Annotated in this window: 10 protein-coding genes; 2 read left to right on the forward strand and 8 right to left on the reverse strand. The window is 65.9% G+C overall.

All coding sequences use genetic code 11. The features are described from left to right. Nucleotides 1-103: 103 nt before the first annotated feature. Nucleotides 104-1,609 carry an MFS transporter gene (locus RTW82_RS17825; protein ID WP_316925881.1) on the forward strand — a complete coding sequence of 502 codons (1,506 nt, stop codon included), beginning with the start codon at nucleotides 104-106 and terminating at the stop codon, nucleotides 1,607-1,609. Here the strand turns inward: RTW82_RS17825 and RTW82_RS17830 are convergent, their stop codons facing one another. The 8 genes from RTW82_RS17830 to RTW82_RS17865 all read right to left on the reverse strand — a co-directional run bounded on the left by RTW82_RS17830 (nucleotide 1,610) and on the right by RTW82_RS17865 (nucleotide 9,823). Next, nucleotides 1,610-2,098: a GFA family protein gene (locus tag RTW82_RS17830; protein ID WP_184491765.1), complete on the reverse strand. Its 489-nt coding sequence runs from the start codon at nucleotides 2,096-2,098 to the stop codon at nucleotides 1,610-1,612. A 1,044-nt stretch (nucleotides 2,099-3,142) separates the two neighbouring features. Further along, nucleotides 3,143-3,376: a hypothetical protein gene (locus RTW82_RS17835; RefSeq protein ID WP_316925882.1), complete on the reverse strand. Its 234-nt coding sequence runs from the start codon at nucleotides 3,374-3,376 to the stop codon at nucleotides 3,143-3,145. A gap of 3 nt (nucleotides 3,377-3,379) precedes the next feature. After that, complete coding sequence (locus RTW82_RS17840; protein ID WP_316925883.1) at nucleotides 3,380-3,727, reverse strand: hypothetical protein; 348 nt, start codon at nucleotides 3,725-3,727, stop codon at nucleotides 3,380-3,382. A gap of 32 nt (nucleotides 3,728-3,759) precedes the next feature. Next, on the reverse strand, nucleotides 3,760-4,299 hold the full coding sequence (locus RTW82_RS17845; protein WP_316925884.1) for a hypothetical protein: 540 nt from the start codon (nucleotides 4,297-4,299) through the stop codon (nucleotides 3,760-3,762). Between the two features lie 63 nt (nucleotides 4,300-4,362). Next, nucleotides 4,363-4,800: a nucleoside deaminase gene (locus RTW82_RS17850; protein WP_021221981.1), complete on the reverse strand. Its 438-nt coding sequence runs from the start codon at nucleotides 4,798-4,800 to the stop codon at nucleotides 4,363-4,365. A gap of 131 nt (nucleotides 4,801-4,931) precedes the next feature. Continuing rightward, nucleotides 4,932-6,293, reverse strand: a complete 1,362-nt coding sequence (locus tag RTW82_RS17855) for an HlyD family type I secretion periplasmic adaptor subunit (protein ID WP_037022326.1) — start codon at nucleotides 6,291-6,293, stop codon at nucleotides 4,932-4,934. Then, nucleotides 6,283-8,439 carry a type I secretion system permease/ATPase gene (locus tag RTW82_RS17860; protein ID WP_316925885.1) on the reverse strand — a complete coding sequence of 719 codons (2,157 nt, stop codon included), beginning with the start codon at nucleotides 8,437-8,439 and terminating at the stop codon, nucleotides 6,283-6,285. The genes RTW82_RS17855 and RTW82_RS17860 overlap by 11 nt, the downstream gene beginning before the upstream one ends. Before the next feature lie 34 nt (nucleotides 8,440-8,473). Continuing rightward, the gene (locus RTW82_RS17865; RefSeq protein WP_031288730.1) at nucleotides 8,474-9,823 is read right to left on the reverse strand and encodes a TolC family outer membrane protein; all 1,350 of its coding nucleotides are present in this window, start codon (nucleotides 9,821-9,823) and stop codon (nucleotides 8,474-8,476) included. A gap of 352 nt (nucleotides 9,824-10,175) precedes the next feature. On the opposite strand from RTW82_RS17865, the gene RTW82_RS17870 reads away from it, so the two are divergent. Beyond that, on the forward strand, nucleotides 10,176-26,237 hold the full coding sequence (locus tag RTW82_RS17870) for a retention module-containing protein (protein ID WP_316925886.1): 16,062 nt from the start codon (nucleotides 10,176-10,178) through the stop codon (nucleotides 26,235-26,237). The last annotated feature ends 30 nt before the right edge of the window (nucleotides 26,238-26,267 follow it).

Consider the following 26,267-nt stretch of genomic DNA (forward strand, 5'->3'; position numbering starts at 1 on the left):
CTGCGCCGGTCGGCAAACAACCTGAACTCCCCGCCAGACACCGCGCTCTCTTGATCAATGGCCAGGCCCACGGCCTGCAAGAACAAGATCAAGGGAGCCTGTGATGAACTCGACCACCCTGTCCGCCGATGCCGCCCGGGAGCGCGCGACCACGGGCGACGACCCGCACTGCTACGAGACCGACCTGCCGGCGCGCCTGGACCGCCTGCCCTGGGGCCGCTTCCATACGCTGCTGGTGATGGCACTGGGCATCACCTGGCTGCTGGACGGGCTGGAGGTGACCCTGGCGGGCTCGGTGGCCGGCGCGCTGAAGGACAGCCCCGTGCTGCACCTGACCAACGCCGAAGTGGGCCTGGCCGGCGGCATGTACATCGCCGGAGCGGTGCTGGGGGCGCTGTTCTTCGGCTGGCTCACCGACCGCATCGGCCGGCGCAAGATGTTCTTCCTCACCCTGGCCGTGTACATCAGCGCCACCGCCGCCACCGCCTTCGCCTGGAACATGTGGAGCTTCATGCTGTTCCGCTTCCTCACCGGCGCCGGCATCGGCGGCGAGTATTCGGCCATTAACTCGACCATCCAGGAGTTCACCCCGGCGCGCTTCCGTGGCTGGGTGGACCTGGGCATCAACGGCACCTTCTGGGTCGGCGCGGCCCTGGGCGCGATGGGTTCGGTGATCCTGCTGGACCCGGACATCCTCGGTGGCGACATGGGCTGGCGCCTGTGCTTCGGCATCGGTGCGGCGCTGGGCCTGGTGATCCTGCTGATGCGCCTGTGGCTGCCGGAAAGCCCGCGCTGGCTGATGATCCACAACCGGCCCAAGGAGGCCCTGGCGATCATCGACGACATCGAGGCGCGCTTCCGCCGCGAGGGCCATGAGCTCTCCAGCGTCGAGCACCTGCCGAAGATGCGCCTGCGCGGCCGCGACCACACGCCGCTGAACGAGGTGTTCCATACCCTGTTCAACGTGCACCGGCGTCGCGCCATCGTCGGCCTGAGCCTGCTCACCAGCCAGGCGTTCTTCTACAACGCCATCTTCTTCACCTATGCCCTGGTGCTGACCGACTTCTACGACGTGCCCAGCGAGAACGTGGGCTGGTACATCCTGCCCTTCGCCCTGGGCAACTTCTGCGGGCCGCTGCTGCTCGGCCGGCTGTTCGACCATGTGGGGCGACGGGTGATGATCAGCGGCACCTACATCATTTCCGGCGTGCTGCTGACCCTGAGCGGCTACCTGTTCCAGCAGGAGATGCTCGACGCCACCCAGCAGACCATCGCCTGGATGGTGATCTTCTTCTTCGCCTCGGCAGCCGCCAGCTCGGCCTACCTGACGGTGGCGGAGACCTTCCCGCTGGAGATCCGCGCCCTGGCCATCGCCGTGTTCTACGCCTTCGGCACCGGCCTCGGCGGCATCGTCGGCCCGCTGCTGTTCGGCCAGTTGATCGAGAGCGCCGAGCGCAGCAACGTGTTCATCGGTTACCTGATCGGCGCCGCGCTGATGGTCGGCTCCGGCCTGGTGCAGGCCTTCTGGGGCGTGGCGGCAGAGCGCCAGCCGCTGGAAAGCGTGGCGGCGCCGCTGTCGCAGGTGGACGAGGTGCCGCGCACGGCCTGATCAGCCCTCCAGGCCCAGGCGCTGGTGCCACTGGGCGATGGACTCCTGCGGGTAGAGGTCGAAACGCTGGTCCTTGGTGCCGGCCTCCACCTCCACCCATTCGGCTTTCGAGCCGAGCATCAGGTGGGTGTGCTCCGGCGGCACCGGCAGGGGCGTGTCGATGGCCGAGGCGAACGGGTGGATCAGCTCCGGCCATTCCGGGCTGAACAGCCACAGCCCGCTGCCGCACAGCGAGCAGAAATGCCGCTCGGCGGTGCTGGCGTGGGCGCGCTTGTTGCCCTCCTCCTTGAGCCGCGCGTGGTAGACGCTAATGTGCTTGCGCCCGGTGACCTTCAGGCTCTGCGCATCCCCGGAGAGGTTGATGGCATAGCCACCGCCGCCCTGGGTCTTGCGGCAGATGGAGCAGTAGCAGCGCTGGTAGGGATAGGGGTGGGTGCTGTCCAGGCTGAAGGACACGGCTTGGCAATGGCAGGAGCCTTCCAGGTGCATGCTGACCTCCCGGGGTCGAATGGATTGCAGGGTATCTGGACAGGAGGAACGCCGGGTTTGCACGGGGTCGTTCGTCGGGCGAACCGTAGGGCGGGTGAAACCCGCGTGTATGCAGGCACAGGGCCGTCGGGTTGCACCCGATGTAGGGGCGCCTTCAGTCGCCAAGGAGCGCGCAGCGCTCCCGGCCAGGCACCCTCCCCGACCGTAGGAGCGAATTCATTCGCGAAATGGGTGGAGCGCAGCGAGACCCACCCTCACAGCCCGGACGGACCGCCAGTGGTGGATGAAAAGAGCGCCATCCACCCTACGCACCGGTTGGCGCCGTGGCCCGGGATTGGGCACATGTGTGGACCACGCCTCACCGGTCCACCTTGCGTGCCTCCCGGCAACACCGATTAGTGGATGAAAAGAACGTCCCAGGCACCGCATGGTAGGGCGGGTGAAACCCGCGTGTATGCAGGCACAGGGCCGCCAGGTTGCACCCGATGTAGGGGCGACTTCAGTCGCCAAGGAGCGCGCAGCGCTCCCGGCCAGGCGCCCTCCCCGACCGTAGGAGCGAATTCATTCGCGAAATGGGTGGAGCGTAGCGAGACCCAGCCTCATCGCCCGGACGAGCCGCCATTGGTGGATGAAAAGAGCGTCATCCACCCTACGCACCGGTTGGCGCCGCGGCCCGGGATTGGGCACATGTGTAGGGTGGACCACGCCTCACCGGTCCACCTTGCGTGCCTCCCGGCAACACCGATTAGTGGATGAAAAGAACGTCCCAGGCACCGCATCGTAGGGCGGGTGAAACCCGCGTGTATGCAGGCACAGAGCCGTCAGGTTGCACCCGATGTAGGGGCGACTTCAGTCGCCAAGGAGCGCGCAGCGCTCCCGGCCAGGCTCCCTCCTCGACCGTGGGCGAATTCATTCGCGAAATGGATGGAGCGCAGCGAGGCCCAGCCTCATCGCCCGGACGAGCCGCCATTGGTGGATGAAAAGAGCGTCATCCACCCTACACGCGGCATGACTCCGTGCATGGGTCGTCGGGTTGCACCCGACCTACAGTTGCCCCGTCGCCCAGAGAATGACGAGCACGACGATCACCAGGCCCAGGCAGCCGGTGAGGATGGACTCCGTGTTGTCCTTCGGCCCACGGTGCGGGTAGCGGCCCAGGCTGAGCAGGCGCATGAAGGGCCAACCGATCCAATAGAGCAGCCAACAGAAGATATCGATGATGATGCTCTCAAGAACCCATCCCAACACCCGCAACACCCCGCCAAAGATCTCATCCATCCCTTACTCGCACGCCCCGCGCTGGAAGAAGAAGTAGCCCATGTAGTGCAGCACCATCTCCTGCTTGCCGATGGAGACGATTTTGTAGTTGCCCATGCCTTCGGTGCTGATGGTGTCGCCTTCGACGCGGTAGGCGCCGCTTTGGGTGAAGCCGCCCATGCTGTAGTCGAGGGTGCCTGCGCGGGTGAAGTCGTAGGTGGAGTTGTCGGGTTCGCGCTCGCCGTCCTGGGTCGGGGACATGCCCTTGAGGCACCAGGGGCCGTAGAGGTCGTCGAGCCTGTAGTCGGCCGCGCCCGCGCGGGTGGCGAGCAGCAGCGTGGCGAGGGTCAAGGCGAGCGAGGCGGGTTTCATGGTCGATCCTTCGGCGGGAAAAGAAGGGAGGACTAGGTGATCTGCATGAACACCGGAAGCAGCATGGGCCAGGCGAGCTTGACCAGCTGCGGGACCAGCAATATGACCAGGGCCAGGCCGGCGAGCAGGCGCAGGCCCTGGCAATCGGCGTCGCGGTAGAAGGTCCAGGCCACGCGCGCCAGGTAATGCAGGGCGACCAGTATCGGCCCGTAGACCATCGCCAGCAGGCCCAGCATGCGCAAGTCGAAGTCTTGCTCCAGGCCACCCTGGCGCAGGGTTTCCGGGTCTTGGTCAACCAGCAGCCCGAACAACATGGCCCGTATGCCGATCATCAGCAGCGCGCTGGTGATCAGGTTGCCCAACAGCGAGGCCTGGGCCGGCTCGACCACCAACGCACGCACCAGGCCCGCGGTACCCGCCCAGGCGCCCAGCAGCAGAAGCGCCGAGAACAGATGAGTGCTCCAGGGCAACAGCAGGGAGAGCAGCGCCAGCGGCAGGGCGGCGAGCACGCCGAACAGCAGGTAGCAGAGCAGGCGCAGCGTCACCCCGAGGGAGCGGAGCTGAGCGCTCATGGCCGGCACCGGCGGGCCTGGAGGGAGGTGGATGGCATGCGTACGTCCCTGTACCGGGCGGCGTTATTCGCCGATGTCTTCGTTCCAGAGTTCCGGGCGGGCTTCGATGAAGTCTTCCATCAGGGCGATGCAGGTGGCGTCCTGCAGCACCTCGACCTCGACGCCGCGGGAGCGCAGCAGTTCTTCCTCACCGAGGAAGGTGCGGTTCTCGCCGACGATGATGCGCGGGATGCCGTAGAGGAGGATCGCGCCGCTGCACATGGAGCACGGCGACAGCGTGGTGTAGAGCACCGCTTCGCGGTAGACGCTGGCGGGCTGGCGGCCGGCGTTTTCGAAGGCGTCCATTTCACCGTGGCGGATGGCACTGCCTTCCTGCACCCGGCGGTTGTGGCCACGGCCGATGATGCGGCCCTTGTGGACGATGACCGAGCCGATGGGAATGCCACCTTCGGCCAGGCCCTGGCGGGCTTCGTCGATGGCGGCCTGCATGAATGCGTCCATGGTGGTGCTCCTTGCGCGGTTGCGGCGATGGAGCGAACGCTACGAGATGGCCGGCGGGCTGTCCACTGGTGCGTGAAGGCGATGTGACGAAGCGATGAACGCCGTGCCGGGGGCGGCACGGCGTGAAGCAATCAACGCTCGCGCAGGGCTTCGGCGCGGGCGCGGATGATGGGCTTGAGCAGGTAGCTGAGGATGCTCTTCTTGCCGGTCATGATGTCCACCGAGGCGACCATGCCGGGGATGATCAGCAGCGGCTTCTCATCGGTGCCCAGGTGGCTTTTGCGGGTACGCAGCTTGATCAGGTAGAAGCTGTTGCCCTCTTCGTCGGTGATGGTGTCGGCGCCGATCTGCTCCAGCTCGGCCTGCAGGCCGCCGTAGATGGTGTAGTCGTAGGCGGTGAACTTCACCATGGCCTTCTGCCCGGGGTGGAGGAAGGCGATGTCCTGGGGACGGATGCGCGCCTCCACCAGCAGGGTGTCATCCAGCGGGACGATTTCCACCAGGTCGCTGCCCGGCTGGATCACGCCGCCGATGGTGTTGATCAGCAGTTGCTTGACGATGCCACGCACCGGTGAGGTGACCAGGGTGCGGTTGACCCGGTCTTCCAGCGCCTTGCCGGTGGCCTCGGCCTTGTTCAGGTCGGTACGCGCCTCGTTGAGCTGGGTGAGCGCCTCGCTGCGGAAGCGCGAGCGGGTTTCGGCGATCTTCTGTTCCACTTCCTTGATCGCCGATTCGGCGCGGGGAATGGCCAGGTTGGTGGCCTCGAGCTGGCCACGGTTCTCCACTTCGGCGCGGCGCAGGCGCAGCACTTCCACCTTGGAGATGGCGCCGTCGGCCACCAGGGGCTCGGAGATGGCGATCTCCTGGCGCAGCAGCTCCAGGCTGTTGCGGTACTGGCCCTGCTTGGAGGCGAATTCGCGCAGTTCCTGCTGTTTCTGCACCAGTTGCTCTTCGAGGCCGGCGACTTCGTCGTGCAACTGCTGCTGGCGGCTGCCGAACAGCGCTTCCTCGCTCTGCGCCTGGCCGGGTGCCTTGGCGCGCAGCTCTTCGCTGATGGCCAGCTCGCGGCCCTCCACCTCGGCGCTCAGGCGCTCGACGCGCAGGGCCATGGCGACGCGGTCGGCATCGGTTTCGCCGACGTTGGACTGGAAGCGCGTGGCATCCAGGCGCAACAACGGGTCGCCGATTTCGACCACCTGGCCTTCGTGGACGAACATCTCGGAGATGATGCCGCCTTCGAGGTTGGAGATCTTCTGCAGCTTGGACGAGGGGATCGCCTTGCCATCGCCACGGGTGACTTCGTCGATCTCGGCGAAATGCGCCCAGAAGCCGAGGAACAGGGTGAAGCCGATCAGCGTCCAGATGGTCAGGCGCACCACGCGGGGGGCGTCCTCGACCAGTGCCTTGCTGACTTCCGGCAGGGGCTGGCCGGAGAGGTCTTCGCGGCCTTTGAAATAGCTCAGCAACGATTGGCCCAGAGACTTACGCGACACTGATCTGCCCCTTTTTCAGCGCTTCCATCACGGCGTCCTTCGGACCGTCGGCGATGATCTGCCCTTTGTCGACGATCAGCAGGCGGTCCACCAGCGAGAGCATGGAGGCGCGGTGGGTGACCAGCAGCACGGTCTTGTTGGTGATCACCGCGTTGAGGCGCTGCTTGAGGCGTTCCTCGCCGGTGTTGTCCATGGAGCTGGTGGGCTCGTCGAGCAGCAGGATGGGCGGGTCGAGCAGCAGCGCGCGCGCCAGGGCGACGTTCTGCCGCTGGCCTCCGGAGAGGTTCTGCCCGCGCTCGCCCACTTGCAGCTCGTAGCCTTGCGGGTGCAGGCGGACGAATTCGTGGACGCCGGACAGCTCGGCAGCCTGCAGCACCAGCTCGTCCTCGACGTAGCGGGCACCGGACACCAGGTTGTCGCGCAGGGTGCCGGCCAGCAGCTGGATGTCCTGGGGCACGTAGCCGATGTTGTGGCGCAGGTCGCTGACGTCCAGCTGGCGCACATCGACGCCGTCGATCAGCAGGCTGCCGGAGTCGGCCTGGTAGAGGCCGACGATGAGCTTGGCCAGGGAGCTCTTGCCCGAGCCGCTGCGGCCGACGATGCCGATCTTCTCGCCGGGGCGGACGATCAGGTTGATGTTGTTCAGCGCCGGGGTCTGCTGGTTCGGGTAGGTGAAGTTCAGCTGGCGCATTTCGACGGCGCCCTGCAGGGTCTGGCGCGTCAGCGGGCGTTCGTCCTCGTGGCGTTCCTGGGGCAGCTCCATCATGTGGTTAACCGAGTGCATGGTCAGGCGCGCCTGCTGGTAGCGAGTGATCAGGCCCGAGAGCTGGGTCATCGGGCCGAGGGCGCGGCCGTTGAGCATGTAGCAGGCGATCAGGCCGCCCATGCTGAGCTCACCGGCGATGATCAGGTAGACGCCGGCGACGATCATCACCACGCCGGCCAACTGCTGGATGAGCAGCGTGAGGTTGAGCGAGAGGCTGGAGAGCATCTTCACCCGCAGCTCGAGGCGGCCGAGGGTGCCGATGGTCTGCTCCCAGAGGTACTGGCGCTCGCTTTCGGCGTTGTTGACCTTGACCGCATCGAGGCCGGCCAGGGTTTCGATCAGGCTGGACTGGCGCTCGGCGGACAGCGCCATGGTGCGGTCCATGGTTTCCACCAGGGGCTTCTGCAGCAGCCAGCCGATGGTCATCGCGAGGACGAAGGCGACCACGGGGATCCACACCAGGTGGCCGCCGAGGATGCCGATCACCAGGAGGATCAGCAGGGTGAACGGCAGGTCGATCACGCTGGTCATGGTCAGCGAGGCGAGGAAGTCCCGCAGCGACTGGAATTCGTGGATGTTCTGGGCAAAGCTGCCGACCCGCGCCGGGCGGTTCTTCATGGCCATGCCGACAATGCGCTCGAACAGCGTGGCCGAGATGATCATGTCGGTCTTCTTGCCGGCAAGGTCGAGGCACAGCCCGCGCATGGTCTTGAGCAGCAGGTCGAACAGGTAGGCGCCGGAGATGCCGATGGCCAGCACCCAGAGGGTGGCGGCGGCCTGGTTGGGCACCACGCGGTCGTAGACGTTCATCACGAACAACGGCGCGCCGAGGCCGATCAAGTTGATCAGCAGGCTGGCGGCCACTGCATCTATATAGAGCCAGCGGGAGCGCTTGAGGGTGTCGCGGAACCAGTGGCTGACCCGGGGGATGAGGCTGCCGTGGTTGAGGTCGAACTTGTGCTGCGGCTGGGCGAAGAACGACTGGCCGCTGTAGTCATCGGCCAGCAGTTCGCGCTTGACCCGCACCTCGCCGCCATCGCTTTCGCTGAGCAGCAGGCGCGCATCGCCGTTTTCTTCCCAGGACAGCAACAGGGCACAGCGCCCCTCCTTGAGCAGCAGCAGGGCCGGCAAGGCGATCGCCGGGATCTGCTCCAGCTTGCGTTGCAGCACCCTCCCCTGCAGGCCCGCACGGGCTGCGGCACGGGGCAGCAGCTCGGGGGTCAGGCGCTGGCCGGGCAGCGGCAGGCCGGCGGTGAGCATGGCTCGGCTGGCCGGGCGCTGATGCTGCAGGCAAAGGGAGAGCAGGCTATCCAGGAGTGGATCATCAAGCTGTCCGCGTGGATCGTGACTGAAGGGTACTCGGCTGACTTCTGGATCCACGCTTGGACACTCTTTCTCTAGGACGGGTGAAGGCTCAGTTCAGGCCCGGCAGGGTCGCCTCGGGCTTGAGTTCGGACTGGACGACGGAGGCCATCGGCGCAACCACGCCCTGGCTCTTGAGCAGCTCGCCAATGGTCGCCTTGATCCGGTACTGAGTAAACAGTTCGACGTAGCGAATTTCCACCAGGCGGCGGGACGCGGTGAACAGTTCGTTCTCGCTGTCCAGCAGGTCCAGCAGGGTGCGCTCACCGATGCTGAACTGCTTCTGGTAGGACTCGCGTACCCGGGTACTGTAGTCGACATATTGCTGGGCGATCGGGATTTGTTCGCGGGCGTTGGCCAGGGCGTTCATGGACAGACCCAGGTCTTCGTTGAGCACGCGCAGGGCGTTGTTGCGGATGTCCAGCGCCTGGTTGATCTGGTAGGCCTTGGATTCCAGGTCGGCCTTGTTGCTGCCGCCGGCGAACAGGTTGTAGCGCATGCGCAGCATGGCCTGCCATTCGTTGACGTGGCCGTTCTGGCCGTCCAGGTCGTTGTCGGCGCCACGGCTCAGCTCGGCGTCGAAGCGCGGGTAGAAGAAGGACTTGGCCGCGTCGTACTGCTTCTCGGCAGCGGCGACGTCCGACTCGGCGGAACGCAGGATCGGGCTGTTGGCCAACAGGGTCTGGCGGGCTTCGGCGATGTCGGTGGGCAGTTGGCCCGCCAGGCCGGCCGGCTCGCTCAGGTCCACCGGGTCGATGCCGACTACGCTATAGAAGTTGGTGCGGGCGTCAGCCAGGTTGGTCTGCTCGGTGATCAGGTTGTTGCGGGCCTGGGCCAGGCGCGCTTCGGCCTGGTCCTGGTCGGCCAGGCGACCGACGCCACGGCTGCTGCGCAGGCTGATCTGGTCATAGATGCGCTGGTGGCTCTTCAGGTTGTTTTCCGCCAGGCGGACCATCTCCTGGCGTTGGATCACGTCGATGTAGACCTGGGCTGCGTCCAGGGCCGTTCTTTCCGACGTACCGAGCAGCGAGTAGGCACGGGAATTGACTGTGGCTTGCTGGCGGGCCACTTCGCTGGAGGTGGCGAAGCCGTCGAACACCATCTGTTGCAGGCGCAGCGACGATTCGCCACGGGTCATGGTCTTCCAGTGGTCGCCCTGGCCACGGGTGGTGGTGTTGTCGGAACCCTCGCGGCCGTAGCCGGCGAGCAGGTCGACTTTCGGCAGGTAACCGCCCTTGGCGGCCTTCAGTTGGTAGTCGGCGGACATCCGGCTATTGATGCCGGCCTGGACTTCGGGGTGTACATCCAGTGCGCGCTGCATGGCTTCGGAAAGAGTCTGGGCATGGAGCGGAAGACTCGCAGCAAGAGCGAAAGGCACGACACAAGCAAAACGCAGACGCATGGATTGGCATCCTTATCAGAGTGTTGGAGACAGTAGTTTGAAGGCCGAAATCACCGTCATGAAATTGGCATCAACCTCGCTCTCGCGGAGCAGAAAACCGTGATCCAAGTCTCATTGAAAAATTCCGGACGGCCATCGAATATCAAAGTGACATTACGAAAACGATTGTTTAGGATGGATGCCAATTGGTCAATACATTGGCATAAACTTAATAGCAAAACGCGATAAGCCAATAAATTGACGACAAAAAAATACCACCATTAAACAAGGGAATGCCTGCATCGAAACGGCTCTTCGCAAGAGCACCGAAGCAGCACGCCGAAGCTAGAGCCAAACCAGGAGAGTCACCCTCATGAGCAGTGTCGTTGCAATCGTCAAGAGCGTTGTCGGCCAAGTAGTTGCAGTCTCTCCGGAGGGTGTGCAGCGCCAGCTCATAGAAGGTGATCGCATCTTCCAGGGCGATCAGCTGATCACCGGCGCTGCGGGCATGGTGACCCTTGAACTGCCCAACGGCAAAATGCTCGACCTCGGCCGCGACACCCAGTGGAGCAGCGCCGAGATCGCCCCCCAGGCCGCTGACGACAAGCCGGCCACCCAGGCACCCAGCGCCGATGAGCTGCAGAAAGCCATCGCCGCCGGCGTCGACCCGACTCAAGCCTTCGAAGCCACCGCGGCCGGCGGCGCCCCTGCTGCGGGCGGTGCTGGCGGTACTGGCACGGCCGGCGGCAGCCACAGCTTCGTGCTGCTGGACGCCACGGGCGAGCGCGTCGACCCCACCGTCGGTTTCAACACCGAAGGCCTGGCCTTCCAGGCGGCCGGCGATGACGACACCCAAGACCCGCTGCAGAACGTCGCCCCCGAGTTCACCGACGGCTCCGGCAACCCCATCACCACCTTCAACCTGACCACCGACGAAGACGTGCCGCTGAGCGGCACCTTCACCAGCCGTGACGCCAACGGCGACCTTGTGACATTTTCCGTCACCCGCGTACCGGCCAACGGCACCCTCGCCCTGAACCCGGACGGCACCTGGACCTACACCCCGGGCCAGGACTACAACGGTAGCGACAGCTTCGAAGTAACCGTGAGCGACAGCCGCGGCGCCTCCACCCCGCTGACCGTCAACGTCGGCATCAACCCGGTGAACGACGCCCCGGTCGCCAGCGGCACCTATGAAGCCAATGTCGATGACACCGCCGCCGCCGACACCTTCGCCGACATCAAGGGCCAGCTCACCGCCACCGACGTCGACGACACCGTTCTGACCTGGAGCGGCAGCGCCAAGGGCGCCTACGGCGAGCTCACCGTCAACGCCGATGGCAGCTACACCTATGTCGTCAATGCCGATGCCGTGAACGGCCTGGGCCTGGGCGAGAACGCCAGCGAGAACTTCACCGTCACCGTGAAGGACCCCTCCGGCGCTAGCGATACCCGCGTCATCACCATCAACTTCACCGGCACCAACGACACCCCGGTCGCCACCGCTACCACTGCGGCCGTCACCGAAGACCAGAGCATCACCGGCAACCTGGTGGCCACCGACGCCGACAAGGGCGCGGTCCTCTCCTATGCGGTGGATGGCAAGGCCCCGGCCGGCTTCACCCTGAATGCCGATGGCTCCTGGGCCTTCAACGCCGGCGACGCCGCCTACCAGTCCCTGGCTGAAGGCGAGACCACCACCGTCACCATCCAGTACATCGTCACCGACGAGCACGGCGCCCAGGCCACCAACACCCTGACCGTCACCGTCACCGGCGTGAACGACCCGGCCATCCTCGGCAGCGCCAACGTGCAGCTGACCGAAACCAACGCCCCGCTGAGCACCGCCGGCACCCTGTCCATCAGCGATGTCGACAGCCCGAACACCTTCGTTGCCCAGAGCAACGTTGCCGGCACCTACGGCACCTTCAACATCGACGCCAACGGCAGCTGGAGCTTCGTCGCCAACTCGGCCTTCAACGAGCTGAACGTCGGCCAGTCCTACAGCGAATCCTTCAAGGTCGTCTCCGCCGACGGCACCGAAACCAGCGTCACCGTCACCATCAATGGCACCAACGACGCGGCCGTCCTCAGCAGCGCCAACGTGCAGCTGACCGAGACCAACGCCCCGGTGACCGCCAACGGCACCCTGACCATCAGCGACGTCGACAGCCCGAACACCTTCGTGGCGCAGAACAACGTCGCCGGCAACTACGGCACCTTCAGCATCGGCACCGACGGCAAGTGGACCTTCGTCGCCAACTCGGCCTTCAACGAGCTGAACGTCGGTGACACGCGCACCGAAAGCTTCGAGGTCTCCGCTGCCGACGGCACCAAGACCAGCGTCACCATCACCATCAACGGCACCAACGATGCCCCGGTGGGCGTGGCCGACAAGATCACCCTGGACGAAGACACCACTGCCACCGGCAACGTGCTGGCCAACGACACCGACGTCGACAGCAGCAGCCTGACCGTCACCAAGTTCAGCCTGACCAACCTGCCCTTCGTCAGCTTCAAGGCCGGCGAGACCGCCGACCTGGTCATCGGCAAGCTAACCATCAAGGCCAACGGCGAATTCACCTTCGTGCCGGCCAAGGACTACAACGGCCCGGTGCCGTCCATCACCTACACCCTGAGCGACGGCAGCGCCACCAGCACCGCCACCCTCACCTTCGACATCACCCCGGTCAACGACGCCCCGGTCAACACCGTGCCCGGCGCCCAGACCCTGAACGAAGACAGCAGCAAGAGCTTCAGCCTGCTGACCGGCAACAGCATCGCGGTCCGCGACATCGACGGCGACCAGCTGACCACCACCCTCTCCGTCGAACACGGCGCGCTGACCCTCGGCCCGCTGAGCGGCGGCGTGTCCTTCAGCGGCAACGGCACCGGCAGCATCACCCTGGTGGGCAGCCAGGCGGCCATCAACGCCGCCCTGCAAGGCCTGAAGTACGTTCCGGCCAAGGACTACAACGGCCAGGACACCCTGACCATCAACACCACCGACGGCAAGCTGAGCGACAGTGACAGCGTCACCCTCACCATCAAGCCGGTGAACGACGCGCCGGTGGCCACCCCGACCACCGATGCCACCACCGAAGACGCCCCGGCCATCGGCGGCAAGCTGGCCGCCACCGACGTCGACGGCGACACCCTGACCTACAGCGCCAAAGGCACCCTGCCCGGCGGCTTCACCCTGAATACCGATGGCACCTGGACCCTGGACCCGAGCCACGCCGACTACCAGCACCTGGCCGAAGGCGCGTCCACCACCCTGACCATCAACTTCACCGCCACCGACGGCAAGCTGTCCAGCAGCAGCACCCTGACCATCACCGTCACCGGCGTGAACGACAAGCCGACCATCACCGCCGCCACCGCTGCTGCCAGCGAAGGCGACGGCCAGATCAACGGCCAGATCGCCGCCAATGACGTCGACGACGGCGCGGTCCTCGCCTTCAGCACCACCGCCAATGTCGCCGGCCTGACCCTGGGCAGCGACGGCAAGTGGACCTTTGACGCCAGCAACGCCGCCTACGACTACCTCAAGGGCGGCGAGCAGCTGGTCATCAAGGTGCCGGTCACCGTCACCGACGAGCACGGTGCCAGCGCCGACAGCACCCTGACCATCACCCTCACCGGCACCAACGACGCACCGGTGGCCAATGCCGTCAGCGCCTCGGGCAACGAAGACCAGGCCGCACGCATCCCGGTGAACCTGTCCGGCAGCGATGTCGACGGCACCGTCACCGGCTTCACCATCGACTCCGTGCCCGCCAACGGCACCCTCTACGCCGGCGCCAACGGCGGTACCGCCCTGAAGGCCGGCGACAGCGTCACCGGCCCGGTGTACTTCGTCCCGGCCAAGGACTGGAACGGCACCACCACCTTCGAATACAGCGCCGTCGACAACAACGGCGCCGTCTCCACCAGCAAGGCCACCGCGACCATCACCGTCGCCCCGGTCAACGATGCCCCGGTCGGCGTCAACGACAGCGTCACCCTGAACGAAGACACCACCGCCACCGGCAACGTCCTGGCCAACGACAAGGACGTGGACGGCGACGCCCTGGTCGTGACCAAGTTCAGCATCACCGCCCTCCCCTTCGTCAGTGTCAATGCGGGCGGGACCCTCGACCTGCTGGGCACCGGCAAGCTGACCATCAAGGCCAACGGCGACTTCACCTTCGAACCGGCCAAGGACTACAACGGCCCGGTCCCGAGCGTCACCTACACCCTGAGCGACGGCAGCCTCACCAGCACCGCCACCCTCAAGTTCGACATCACCCCGGTCAACGACGCCCCGGTCAACGCCACCCCCGGCGCCCAGACCCTGGCCGAGGACGGCAGCAAGGTCTTCAGCCTCTTCGGCAACAACAGCGTCAGCGTGAGCGACGTGGACGGCGACAAGCTGACCACCACCCTCAGCGTCGACCACGGCGTGCTGAGCCTCGGCCCGATCCTCGCCAACGGCCTGACCTTCAGCGGCAACGGCACCGGCAGCATCACCCTGTCCGGCAGCCAGGCGGCCATCAACGCCGCCCTGCAGGGCCTGAAGTACGTCCCCGCCGCCAACTACAACGGCCAGGACACCCTGACCATCAGCACCAGCGACGGCAAGCTGAGCGACACCGACAGCATCACCCTGAACATCACCCCGGTGAACGACGCCCCGGTGGCCAGCGCCAGCAGCGCCACCACGGTCGAAGACGCCCCGGCCATCGGCGGCAAGCTCGATGCCACCGACGTCGACGGCGACACCCTGACCTTCACCCTGAACAACCCCGCTCCGGCCGGCTTCAGCCTGAACGCCGACGGCACCTGGACCTTCGACCCGAGCAACGCCGCCTATCAGGCCCTGGGCCAGGGCGAGCAGTTGATCATCCAGATTCCCTTCACCGCCACCGACGGCTCGCTGCCCAGCAGCAACACCCTGACCATCACCATCACCGGCGTGAACGATGTGCCGGTCGTCAGCGGCGCCATCACCTACGGCACCAACGAAGACGCCGCCGGCCACGTGATCGACCTGCTGGCCAAGGCCAGCGATGCCGACGCCAAGGACGTGCTCAGCGCCGTCAACGTCAGGGAAACCAGCGGCAACGACGCCGCCGGCGTCACCGTCCAGGGCAACACCCTGGTGGTCGACCCGTCCCGGTACAACTACCTGGCCAAGGGCGAGAGCGTCGTCCTGACCTACGAATACCAGGTCAGCGACGGCAAGGGCGGCCTGGTCACCACCAGCGCCACCGTCACCATCGACGGCGTCAACGACGCGCCGGTGGTCAGCAGCGCCATCGCCGTGGACAGCAACGAAGACGCCGCCTCCTTCAGCGTCGACCTGCTGGCCAACGCCAGCGACGTCGACCTCAGCGACGTGCTGGGCATCAGCAACTTCAAGCAGGTCGGCACCCAGGACGCCTCGGGCGTGACCCTCAGCGGCAACGGCCTGCAGGTGAACCCGAACGCCTACAACTACCTCGCCGCCGGCGAGAAGCTGGTGCTCACCTACAGCTACGACGTGGTCGACAACAACGGCGGCGTCACCCCCACCACCGCCACCCTCACCATCGAGGGCCGCAACGACGCCCCCGTACTGGAAAGCACCGTACAGAGCGGCAGCATCACCGAACGCGCCGACGGCGTGCCCGGCGAGAACGCCGGCAGCCTGACCGCCAGCGGCGACTTCGGCTTCGGCGACGCCGACCTGAGCAACACCCACACCGTGGGCACCGAGCTGGTCAGCGCGAAGGACGGCAACGGCCAGAGCGTCAACGTGCTGGGCAACCTCAGCGCCAGCATCAGCGATGCCGCCCAGGGCGACGGCCAGGGCTCCGTGCACTGGAGCTACAGCGTCGCCGCCGGCGCGCTGGACTACCTGGGCGCCGGCGAGACCGTCACCCTGGTCTACCGCGTCACCGTCACCGACAGCAGCGGCGCCCCGGTCTCCCGTGACGTCACCATCACCCTCACCGGCAGCAACGACGCCCCGGTGGTGAGCGGTGTCGCCACCACCCTGACCCACGAAGACGCGTCCGCCTACAGCCTCGACCTGCTGCAGCACGCCTCCGACGAAGATGCCAACGACGTCCTCAGCGTCGGCAACGTCCAGCAGGTGGGCAGCGGCGATGCGTCCGGCGTCAGCTTCGACGCCGCCAGCAACAGCCTGAAGATCGACCCGTCCAAGTACGACTACCTGGCCGTGGGCGAGAAGGTCGTCCTCACCTACAGCTACGAAGTCAGCGACGGCCACGGCGGCGTCACCAGCGCCAACGCCTCGGTCACCATCGAGGGCCGCAACGACGCCCCGGTGGTCACCGACACCAGCGTCACCGTCGACGAGGAAAGCACCGGCACTCCGCTGAACATCGCCGCCCCGACCGACGTCGACACCAGCAACGTCCTGACCATCACCGTCAGCGGCCTGCCCACCGTCGGCACCGTGACCCTGGCCAATGGCACCCCGGTGACCAACGGCCAGACCCTGACCAGCGCCGAGCTGCAGGGCCTGAAGTACAACGGCCCGGCCGACTACAAGGCCGGCGACCCGGTTGGCGACTTCAAGTACAGCGTCAACGACGGCACCACCACCGTCGAAGGCAAGGTCACCCTGGGCGTCAACCCGATCAACGACGCGCCCGATGCCAACGACGACTTCGGTGTCATCGCCGGCCTCAAGGGCAACTACTACGCCTACCGTGAAGGCACCGACGGCGGCAACCTGGAGAACCTCGCCGGCGTCACCGCCTTCATCGCCGGCCGCACCCCCAGCGCCACCTTCACCGCCACCGAGCTGAACTACGGCAACGGCGTGTCCAGCAACCTGGGCGGCGACCAGCAGCTGCAGAAATTCCTCGGCGCCGATGCCGGCTCCCTGAACACCGACCCGGCGAACAGCTCGGACGCCATCATCCAGCTCACCGGCCAGATCAGCCTCGCCGCCGGCACCTACCAGTTCAAGGTCACCGCCGACGACGGCTTCAGCATCGTCATCGACGGCAAGGTGGTCGCCGAATACAACGGCAACCAGGGCCCGACCGCGCGCGAATCGGCCACCTTCACCCTTGCCGAAAGCGGCGCCCACAATATCCAGATCGTCTACTGGGACCAGGGCGGCCAGGCCCAGCTGAAGGTCGAACTGCGTCCGGAAGGCGGCACCTACACCGTGGTCGGCGGCAGCCAGCTGACCCAGGCCGGCAACGACGTACTGACCACCAACGAAGACCAGCCGCTGACCATCGAGCCCGCCACCCTGCTGGGCAACGACACCGACGTCGATGGCGACAGCCTCACGATCATCAGCGTCCAGGGCGCCAAGAACGGCACCGTGGAACTGGTCAACGGCAAGGTGGTGTTCACCCCTGCGCCCAACTTCAACGGCACCGGTTCCTTCACCTACACCGTGAGCGACGGCCATGGCGGCACCGATACCGCCACCGTCACCGTGGGCGTCAAGCCGGTGAACGATGCACCGGTGGTCGACAGCACCTCCCTCACCGTGGCGGAGGAAAGCGTCGGCACCAACCTGGGCCTGAAAGCCCCGACCGACGTGGACGGCAACCCGCTGACCATCAAGGTCACCGGCCTGCCGACCCTGGGCACCGTGACCCTGGCCGACGGCACCACCGTGACCAACGGCCAGAGCCTGACCAGCGCCCAGCTGCAAGGCCTGAAGTACAACGCCCCGGCCGACTACACCGCCGGCCAGGCCGTTGGCAACTTCACCTACAGCGTCAACGACGGCACCGCCACCGTGAACGGCCAGGTCACCCTGGGCGTCACCCCGGTGAACGACCTGCCGGTCGTCGACAGCACCAGCCTGACCGTCAACGAGGAAAGCGTCGGCACCGACCTGGGCCTCAAGGCACCGACCGATGTCGATGGCGACAGCCTCACCATCACCGTCACCGGCCTGCCCACCGTGGGCACCGTGACCCTGGCCGACGGCACCGCCGTGACCAATGGCCAGAACCTGACCAGCGCCCAGCTGCAAGGCCTGAAGTACAACGCGCCGGCCGACTACAGCGCCGGCCAGCCCGTGGGCAGCTTCACCTACAGCGTCAACGACGGCACCGCCACCGTCAGTGGCCAGGTCGCCCTGGGCGTGAATCCGGTGAACGACCTGCCGGTCGTCGACAGCACCAGCCTCACCGTCAACGAAGAAAGCGTCGGCACCGACCTGGGCCTCAAGGCCCCGACCGATGCCGATGGCGACAGCCTCACCATCACCGTCACCGGCCTGCCGACCCTGGGCAGCGTGACCCTGGCCGACGGTACCGCCCTCACCAATGGCCAGACCCTCACTAGCGCCCAGCTGCAAGGCCTGAAGTACAACGCTCCGGCCGACTACACCGCCGGCCAGCCCGTGGGCAGCTTCACCTACAGCGTCAACGATGGCACCGCCACCGTCAGCGGCCAGGTCGCCCTGGGCGTGAACCCGGTGAACGACCTGCCGGTGATGAACAACGCATTCGTCAACGTGGACGAAGACAGCAGCCTCACCAGCCAGCTGAACGCCACCGACGCCGATGGCGACACCCTGACCTACAGCCTCAAGTCCGGCACCAGCAACGGTACGCTGGTACTGGATACCGCCACCGGCGAGTACACCTACAAGCCCAACGCCAACTACAACGGCCCGGATTCCTTCACCGTCACCGTCAACGATGGCAAGGGCGGCGTGATCGACGCCGTGGTGCAGATCACCGTCAACCCGATCAACGACGCACCGACCGCCAACCCGGCCAACCTGAGCGTTGCCGAAGACACCCCGGTGAGCGGCAAGGTGGATGCCCGCGACATCGACGGCGACACCCTCACCTACCGTATCGCCAGCGGCAACGGCCCGCAGAACGGCACCCTCACCCTCTACACCGACGGCAGCTACACCTACCGGCCGAACAAGGACTACAACGGGCCCGATGCCTTCACCGTCACCATCAGCGATGGCAAGGGCGGCACCACCACCAGCCTCATCAGCATCGACGTGACCCCGGTCAACGATGCACCGGTCACCGCTGACCAGGCCAAGGAAACCGACGAAGACCAGAGCGTCAGCGGCAAGATCGTCGCCACCGACGTGGAAGGCGACAAGCTGACCTACGTCATCCAGGCCGGCGTCGACCACGGTTCCCTGCTGCTCAACACCGTTACCGGCGAGTACACCTACACGCCGAACAAGGACTACAACGGCAACGACACCTTCACCATCCGCGTCTATGACGCCAAAGGCGCCTACGCCGACTCCGTGGTGAGCGTGAAGGTCAACCCGGTCAACGACGCACCGGTGAGCAGCCCGTCCAGCATCAGCACCAACGAAGACACCCCGATCGACGGCCGGATCGTCGCCCGCGATGCCGATGGCGACGCCCTCACCTACAGCATCGCCAACGGCAACGGCCCGCAGCATGGCACCGTCACGCTCAACGCCGACGGCACCTATACCTATCAGCCGGGCAAGGACTTCAACGGCAGCGACGCCTTTACCGTCACCATCGACGATGGCAACGGCGGCACCACCACCAGCGTGGTCAGCGTCACCGTCAAGCCGGTCAACGACGCCCCGGTCACCGCCGACCAGGCCAAGGAAACCGATGAAGACCAGAGCGTCAGCGGCAAGATCGTCGCCAGCGACGTGGACGGCGACAAGCTGACCTACGTCATCCAGGCCGGCGTCGACCACGGCTCGCTGCTGCTCAACACCGTCACCGGCGAGTACACCTACACGCCGAACAAGGACTTCAACGGCACCGACACCTTCACCATCCGGGTCTACGATCCGAAGCTCGGCTATGCCGACTCCGTGGTGTCCATCAAGGTCAACCCGGTCAACGATGCACCGACCAGCAGCCCGTCCAGCGTCAGCACCGACGAGGACACCCCGGTCGAAGGCAAGGTCATCGCCCGTGATGTCGACGGCGACACCCTCACCTACAGCATCGCCAACGGCAACGGCCCGCAGCACGGCACCGTCACCCTCAACGCCGACGGCACCTACACCTACCAGCCGGCCAAGGACTTCAACGGCAGCGATGCCTTCACCGTCACCATCAGCGACGGCCACGGCGGCACCACCACCAGCCTGGTCAGCGTCACCGTCAAGCCGGTCAACGACGCCCCGGTAGCGCCCAACAGCACCGCCAGCGTGGACGAGGACGGCACCCTGATCAGCCGCATCACGGCCACCGATGCGGACGGCGACAGCCTCACCTACACCCTGAAGACCGGCACCGCCAACGGCACCCTGACCCTCAACCCGAGCACCGGCGAGTACACCTACAAGCCCAACGGCGACTACAACGGGCCGGACAGCTTCGTGGTCACCGTCAGCGACGGCAAGGGCGGCGTGGTCGACAGCGTGGTCAACATCACCGTCAACCCGGTCAACGATGCCCCGACCGCGGCCAACGACACCGCCAGCACCCTGGAAGACACCGCCGTCACCATCGACGTGCTGGCCAACGACCGCGACGTCGACGGCGACAGCCTGACCCTGACCGGCGCCAACGCGCAGCACGGCAGCGTCAGCATCGTCGACGGCAAGCTGGTCTACACCCCCACCGGCAACTACAGCGGTGCGGACACCATCACCTACACCGTCACCGATGGTAAGGGCGGCAACAGCACCGCCACCGTGCAGGTCGGCATCCAGGCCGTGGCCGATGCCCCGAACCTCGGCGCCCAGGCCCCAAGCGGCAACCCCGCGACCACCGGTCTGCTGCAACAGAGCTGGAACAACCTGCCCCTGGGCAGCGGCGGCAACGGTGCCAACCCGGCCACCCTGAAGAGCACCATCGACGCCGCCGGCACCCCCGCCAGCAGCGGCAACCTGGCCGATGCCCACATCGACAGCGTCAACGCCGGCGTGGCCAACAAGCTCAGCGGCCTGATCTACCTCGAAGCCGGTCAGACCTACACCTTCAGCGGCTCGGGTGACGACAGCGTGCTCGTCTCCGTGGGCGGCACCACCGTGGCCAACGCCACCTGGGGCGGCTCCACCGGCCAGTTCAGCGGCAGCTACACCGCCCAGCAGAGCGGCTACTACACCCTGGACATCTACCAGCACAACCAGAGCGGCCCGGGCACCCTGGACGTCAACGTCAAGGTCGGCAACGGCCCGGTGCAGGACCTGTCCAGCGCCAACGTGCAGCTCTACACCAAGCCCAGCGACCTGGCCGGCAACGGCCTGCACCTGTCGGAACTGCATGGCAGCGACGGCAAGGGCTACTACCAGCTCTACAACGTCAACGAAGGTGACGAGGACAGCAGCATCCCGCTGTCGCGCCTGACCGCCTCGCTGAAGGACACCGACGGCTCGGAAAGCCTCTCCGTGGGCATCTCGCAGATCCCCGAGGGCGCCACCCTGACCGACGGTGTGAACAGCTTCACCGCCACCAGCGGCAGCACCAGCACGGACATCAGCAGCTGGAACCTGGGCAACCTGAGCATCACCCCGCCAGCCAACTACAACGGCACCTTCGACCTGAAGGTCACCGCGACCGCTACCGAAGGGGCCAACGGCGACAAGGCCAGCACCAACCTGACCCTGCCGGTGACCGTGCACGCCGTGAATGACGCGCCCACCAGCGCCGACAACACCGTCAACACCAACGAAGACACCCCGCGCAGCTTCACCAGCGGCGACTTCGCCTTCAACGATGTCGATACCGGCGATAGCCTCAAGGGCATCCGCATCAACAGCCTGCCGGCCAGCGGCAGCCTCAGCCTGGGCAACGAAGCCGTCACCGTCGGCATGATCATCACCGCGGCGCAGATCGCCTCCCTGGTCTACACCCCGGCAGCCAATGCCAACGGCAACAGCAGCTTCAGCTTCTCGGTGCAGGACCAGAGCGGCGCCTTCTCCACGCCCAACACCATGACCATCCAGGTCGCGGCGTTGGACAGTGCCCCAGGCCTGGCCAACAGCACCGTGAGCTTCGCCGAAAACATCGCCTCCGGCAGCACCATCGCCGACCTCAGCGACCGCTTCACCGGCACCGACCAGGACCGTGATGGCGAGCCGCTGTTCTACAGCATCACCGGTGGCAACGACGCTGGCCTGTTCAGCATCAACTCCAGCACCGGCGTGATCACCCTCGCCAACGGCAAGACCCTGGACTACGAGACCGCCACCCAGCACCAGCTGCAGGTCAGCGCCACCGACGGCAAGACCCCGGTCACCGCCACCGTCACCATCGACGTCACCAACGTCAACGACAACGGCGTGGTCATCAGCGACAGCAACGCCGCCGCCAACACCGTTGCCGAGAATGCCGCCAACGGCAGCACCGTCGGCCTCACCGTACTGGGCACCGACGGCGACGCCGGCGCGACCATCACCAAGTACGAGCTGACCGACAACGCCGGTGGCCGCTTCGCGATCAACGCCACCACCGGTGTGGTCACCGTGGCCGATGGCACCAAGCTCGATTACGAAGCCGCCACCAGCCACAACATCACCGTCAAGGTGACCAGCTCCGACGGCAGCACCAACACCCAGGTGTTCACCATCAACCTCACCAACGTCAACGACAACGGCGTGGTCATCACCGACAGCAACGCGGCAGCCAACACCGTTGCCGAGAACGCTGCCAACGGTTCCACCGTGGGCCTGACCGTACTGGGTGTGGACGGCGATGCCGGCACCACCATTACCAAGTACGAGCTGACCGACAATGCCGGCGGCCGCTTCGCCATCAACGCCACCACTGGCGTGGTGACCGTGGCCGATGGCACCAAGCTCGATTACGAGTCCGCCACCAGCCACAACGTCACCGTCAAGGTCACCAGCTCCGATGGCAGCACCAATACCCAGGTGTTCACCATCAACCTGAGCAACGTGAACGACAACGGCGTGGTCATCACCGACAGCAACGCGGCAGCCAACACCGTTGCCGAAAACGCTGCCAACGGCTCCACCGTCGGCCTGACCGTACTGGGCACCGACGGCGACGCCGGCGCCACCATCACCCAGTACGAGCTGACCGACAACGCCGGTGGCCGCTTCGCCATCAACGCCACCACCGGTGTCGTCACCGTGGCCGATGGCACCAAGCTCGATTACGAGTCCGCCACCAGCCACAACGTCACCGTAAAGGTCACCAGCTCCGATGGCAGCACCAATACCCAGGTGTTCACCATCAACCTGAGCAACGTGAACGACAATGGCGTGGTCATCACCGACAGCAACGCGGCAGCCAACACCGTCGCCGAGAATGCCGCCAACGGCTCCACCGTCGGCCTCACCGTACTGGGCACCGACGGCGACGCCGGCGCGACCATCACCAAGTACGAGCTGACCGACAATGCCGGCGGCCGCTTCGCGATCAACGCCACCACCGGTGTGGTCACCGTCGCCGACGGCAGCAAGCTCGACTATGAGGCCGCCACCAGCCACAACATCACCGTCAAGGTCACCAGCTCCGATGGCAGCACCAACACCCAGGTGTTCACCATCAACCTGAGCAATGTGAACGACAACGGCGTGACCCTCAGCGACTCCGACAGCGCCACCAATACCGTGGCCGAGAACGCCGCCACCGGCACCCGCGTGGGCGTCACCGCCCTGGGTGTGGACGGCGATGCCGGCACCAGCGTGACCTACGCGCTGACCGACAACGCCGGCGGCCGCTTCGCCATCAACGCCACCACAGGTGTCGTCACCGTGGCCGATGGCAGCAAGCTCGACTACGAGACCGCCACCAGCCACAGCATCACCGTGCTGGCCACCAGCTCCGACGGCAGCACCCAGTCGGCGACCTACTCCATCGCCGTGACCAACGTCAACGAAGCCCCCGTGGTGGTCGCTGGCGCTGCGGTCACCGGCAACGAAGACGCCAACTACGTCTTCAGCTGGAGCGACTTCAAGGTCAGCGACGTGGACGCCAACAGCAGCCTGTCGATCAAGGTCGAGAGCCTGCCGGGCGAAGGCAAGCTGCAGGTCAAGGTGGGCAACACCTGGACCGACGTCAGCGCCAACGCCACCGTCACCAAGTCGGTGATCGATGGCGGCGGCCTGCGCTTCGTACCGGATACCAACGAATCCGGCCACGACAGCTTCAGCAGCACCGGTGTCGGCCTGAACAAGCAGACCTACGCCGAGTTCAAGTACAGCGGCAGTGACGGCACCCTCAGCACCGCCAGCAGCACCATGAGCATCGACATCGCGCCGGTGGCCGACGTCCCGACGCTCACCGTGAAATCGGCGGCAGCGGCCAACCTGTTCACCACCACCTGGGAGTCCGCGCCGAACAGCGACAGCACCTCCCAGGACGTCACCAGTGCCACCTTCGAGAACTGGAACCTGGTCACCACCGGCGATGTACGCAGTGGCGGCAACAACGTGTTCGAAGTCTGGGCCAACGGCGACAGCATGCAGAACCAGGCCGGCAACATGGTCACCGTCAAGCTGCAGGGCAGCGGCAACAACGACGCCCTGGAGCTCAACGACGCCGGCGGCAGCATGTCGCAGACCCTGGGCGTGACCCGCAACGTCACCACCGAGGTCGGCAAGGTCTACGAGCTGAACATGGACTACGCCGGCCGCCTGGGCTTCGACACCAGCTTCACCAAGATCGCCGTCTACCTCGGCAATACCCTGGTGGGCGAATACGCCTCCACCAGCAGCCAGACCAGCCTGAACTGGGAGAACATCCACTTCAGCTTCGTCGGCACCGGCAATACCGAGGCCCTGACCATCAAGCTGGCCGGCACCTCCACAGACTCCAGTGGTCGTGGCGCGCTGATCGACAACATCACCCTCACCTCGTCCCAGGGCGTGGTGGCCGGCGATGGCGGCGTCAGCGGCAAGACCAGCATCGCCCTGGCCAACTACATCGGCGGCGCACTGACCGACACCGACGGTTCCGAAAGCCTGAGCTACCAGCTGAGCAACCTGTCCAACGGTTCGAGCATCGTCGTCGGCGGCACCACCCTCAGCGCGGTCAACGGCGTGTACACCCTCACCGCGGCCCAGCTGGCCACCGCCAAGCTGCAGGTTTCCGGTGACGTGCGCGGCGACATCGGCCTGGACGTCAAGGCGGTCAGCACCGAACCCAACGGCAGCACTGCCAGCACGGCGTCCCAGCACCTGACGCTGAACATCGTCGATGGCGGCGTGGAGCACACCAGCTACACCACCAACACCATCACCATGGCCGACACCACCGGCACCACCAGCCTGGGTGGCGGCCTGACCGGCGAGTACTGGGGCTACAGCGAGAACGGCACCAGCCGGCCGAACCTCACCACCCTGAGCCAGGTCGAGAACTACATCGAGGGCCGTTCCGGCAACAACAGCAGCCTGGTGGGTTCCAACACCAACGCGGCGAATGGCTCGGTCAATGCCACCTTCATCGCCAATGCCATCGACTACGGCCTGAAGAACGGCAGCCCGGTGTTCAGCGACGACCTGGGTGACAACCGCAACGTCAGCAACGGCACCACCATCGGCACATCCAACAACAGCCAGAACAACCTGTACGACTTCCTCACGGCAGCCAGTACCGGCAACGTCTCCAGCCTCAAGGCCGGCGGGTCGAACCTGGGTGACACCAGCGACGCCATCATCCGCGCCCACGGCTTCATCGACGTCGGCAACGGCGGAACCTACGACATCCGCATCACCGCGGACGACGGGTACCGCCTGCTGATCGACGGCCAGGACGTCGCCAACGCCGACAAGATCCAGTCCACCACCACCGACACCTACAAGAACGTCAGCCTCACCGGCGGCTTGCAGGCGCTGGAACTGCTGTACTGGGACCAGGGCGGCTCCGCCACCCTGAAGATCGAGCTCAAGCCCAGCGGCAGTGATGACTCGGCGTACAAGACCCTCGGTACCGGCGATTACCAGCTGTTCCAGGCCACCACCCTGTCCAGCGGCCAGGAATTCGTGGAGACCAGCACCGGCTGGGCGGTCCACACCATCCAGACCACCAACGGCACCGAAGCCAGCGACCTGATCAACGGCAGCAAGTACTCCGACATCATCAACGGCGGCAACGGCCACGACGTGCTCTACGGCAACGCTGGCAATGACCTGCTCAACGGTGGTGACGGCAACGACCTGCTGATCGGCGGTATCGGCAACGACACCCTCACCGGTGGTGCAGGCGCGGACGTCTTCATGTGGAAGGCGGGCGATGTCGGCAACGACGTGATCAAGGACTTCAATGCCGCCCAGGGCGACCGCATCGACCTCAGCGACCTGCTGCCCGATGCCGCGCACTCCGGCAACCTCCTCGATTACCTCAAGGTCGACACCGCCACCAGCACCCTGCAGGTGAGCACCACCGGCAACGTCAACAGCGGCGCCGATGTGACCATCAAGCTCGAGGGCGTGGACCTGACCCAGTACGGTTCCACCTCCTCGCAGATCGTCAGCTCCCTGGTGGCCGGCTCCGACCCGCTGGTGAAGACCGAGCACCACTGATCCACCGACACCGCCCCTCCCCGTCGCCGT

Source organism: Pseudomonas sp. zfem005 (assembly GCF_032621735.1).
GTDB classification, from domain to species: domain Bacteria; phylum Pseudomonadota; class Gammaproteobacteria; order Pseudomonadales; family Pseudomonadaceae; genus Metapseudomonas; species Metapseudomonas solani.

What these genes read in the sequence shown, in the direction of transcription:
- RTW82_RS17870 (WP_316925886.1), top strand. Translation starts at nt 10,176, where the DNA reads ATGAGCAGTGTCGTTGCAATCGTCAAGAGCGTTGTCGGCCAAGTAGTT.
- RTW82_RS17835 (WP_316925882.1), bottom strand. Translation starts at nt 3,376, where the DNA reads ATGGATGAGATCTTTGGCGGGGTGTTGCGGGTGTTGGGATGGGTTCTT.
- RTW82_RS17850 (WP_021221981.1), bottom strand. Translation starts at nt 4,800, where the DNA reads ATGGACGCATTCATGCAGGCCGCCATCGACGAAGCCCGCCAGGGCCTG.
- RTW82_RS17845 (WP_316925884.1), bottom strand. Translation starts at nt 4,299, where the DNA reads ATGAGCGCTCAGCTCCGCTCCCTCGGGGTGACGCTGCGCCTGCTCTGC.
- RTW82_RS17830 (WP_184491765.1), bottom strand. Translation starts at nt 2,098, where the DNA reads ATGCACCTGGAAGGCTCCTGCCATTGCCAAGCCGTGTCCTTCAGCCTG.
- RTW82_RS17840 (WP_316925883.1), bottom strand. Translation starts at nt 3,727, where the DNA reads ATGAAACCCGCCTCGCTCGCCTTGACCCTCGCCACGCTGCTGCTCGCC.
- RTW82_RS17825 (WP_316925881.1), top strand. Translation starts at nt 104, where the DNA reads ATGAACTCGACCACCCTGTCCGCCGATGCCGCCCGGGAGCGCGCGACC.
- RTW82_RS17865 (WP_031288730.1), bottom strand. Translation starts at nt 9,823, where the DNA reads ATGCGTCTGCGTTTTGCTTGTGTCGTGCCTTTCGCTCTTGCTGCGAGT.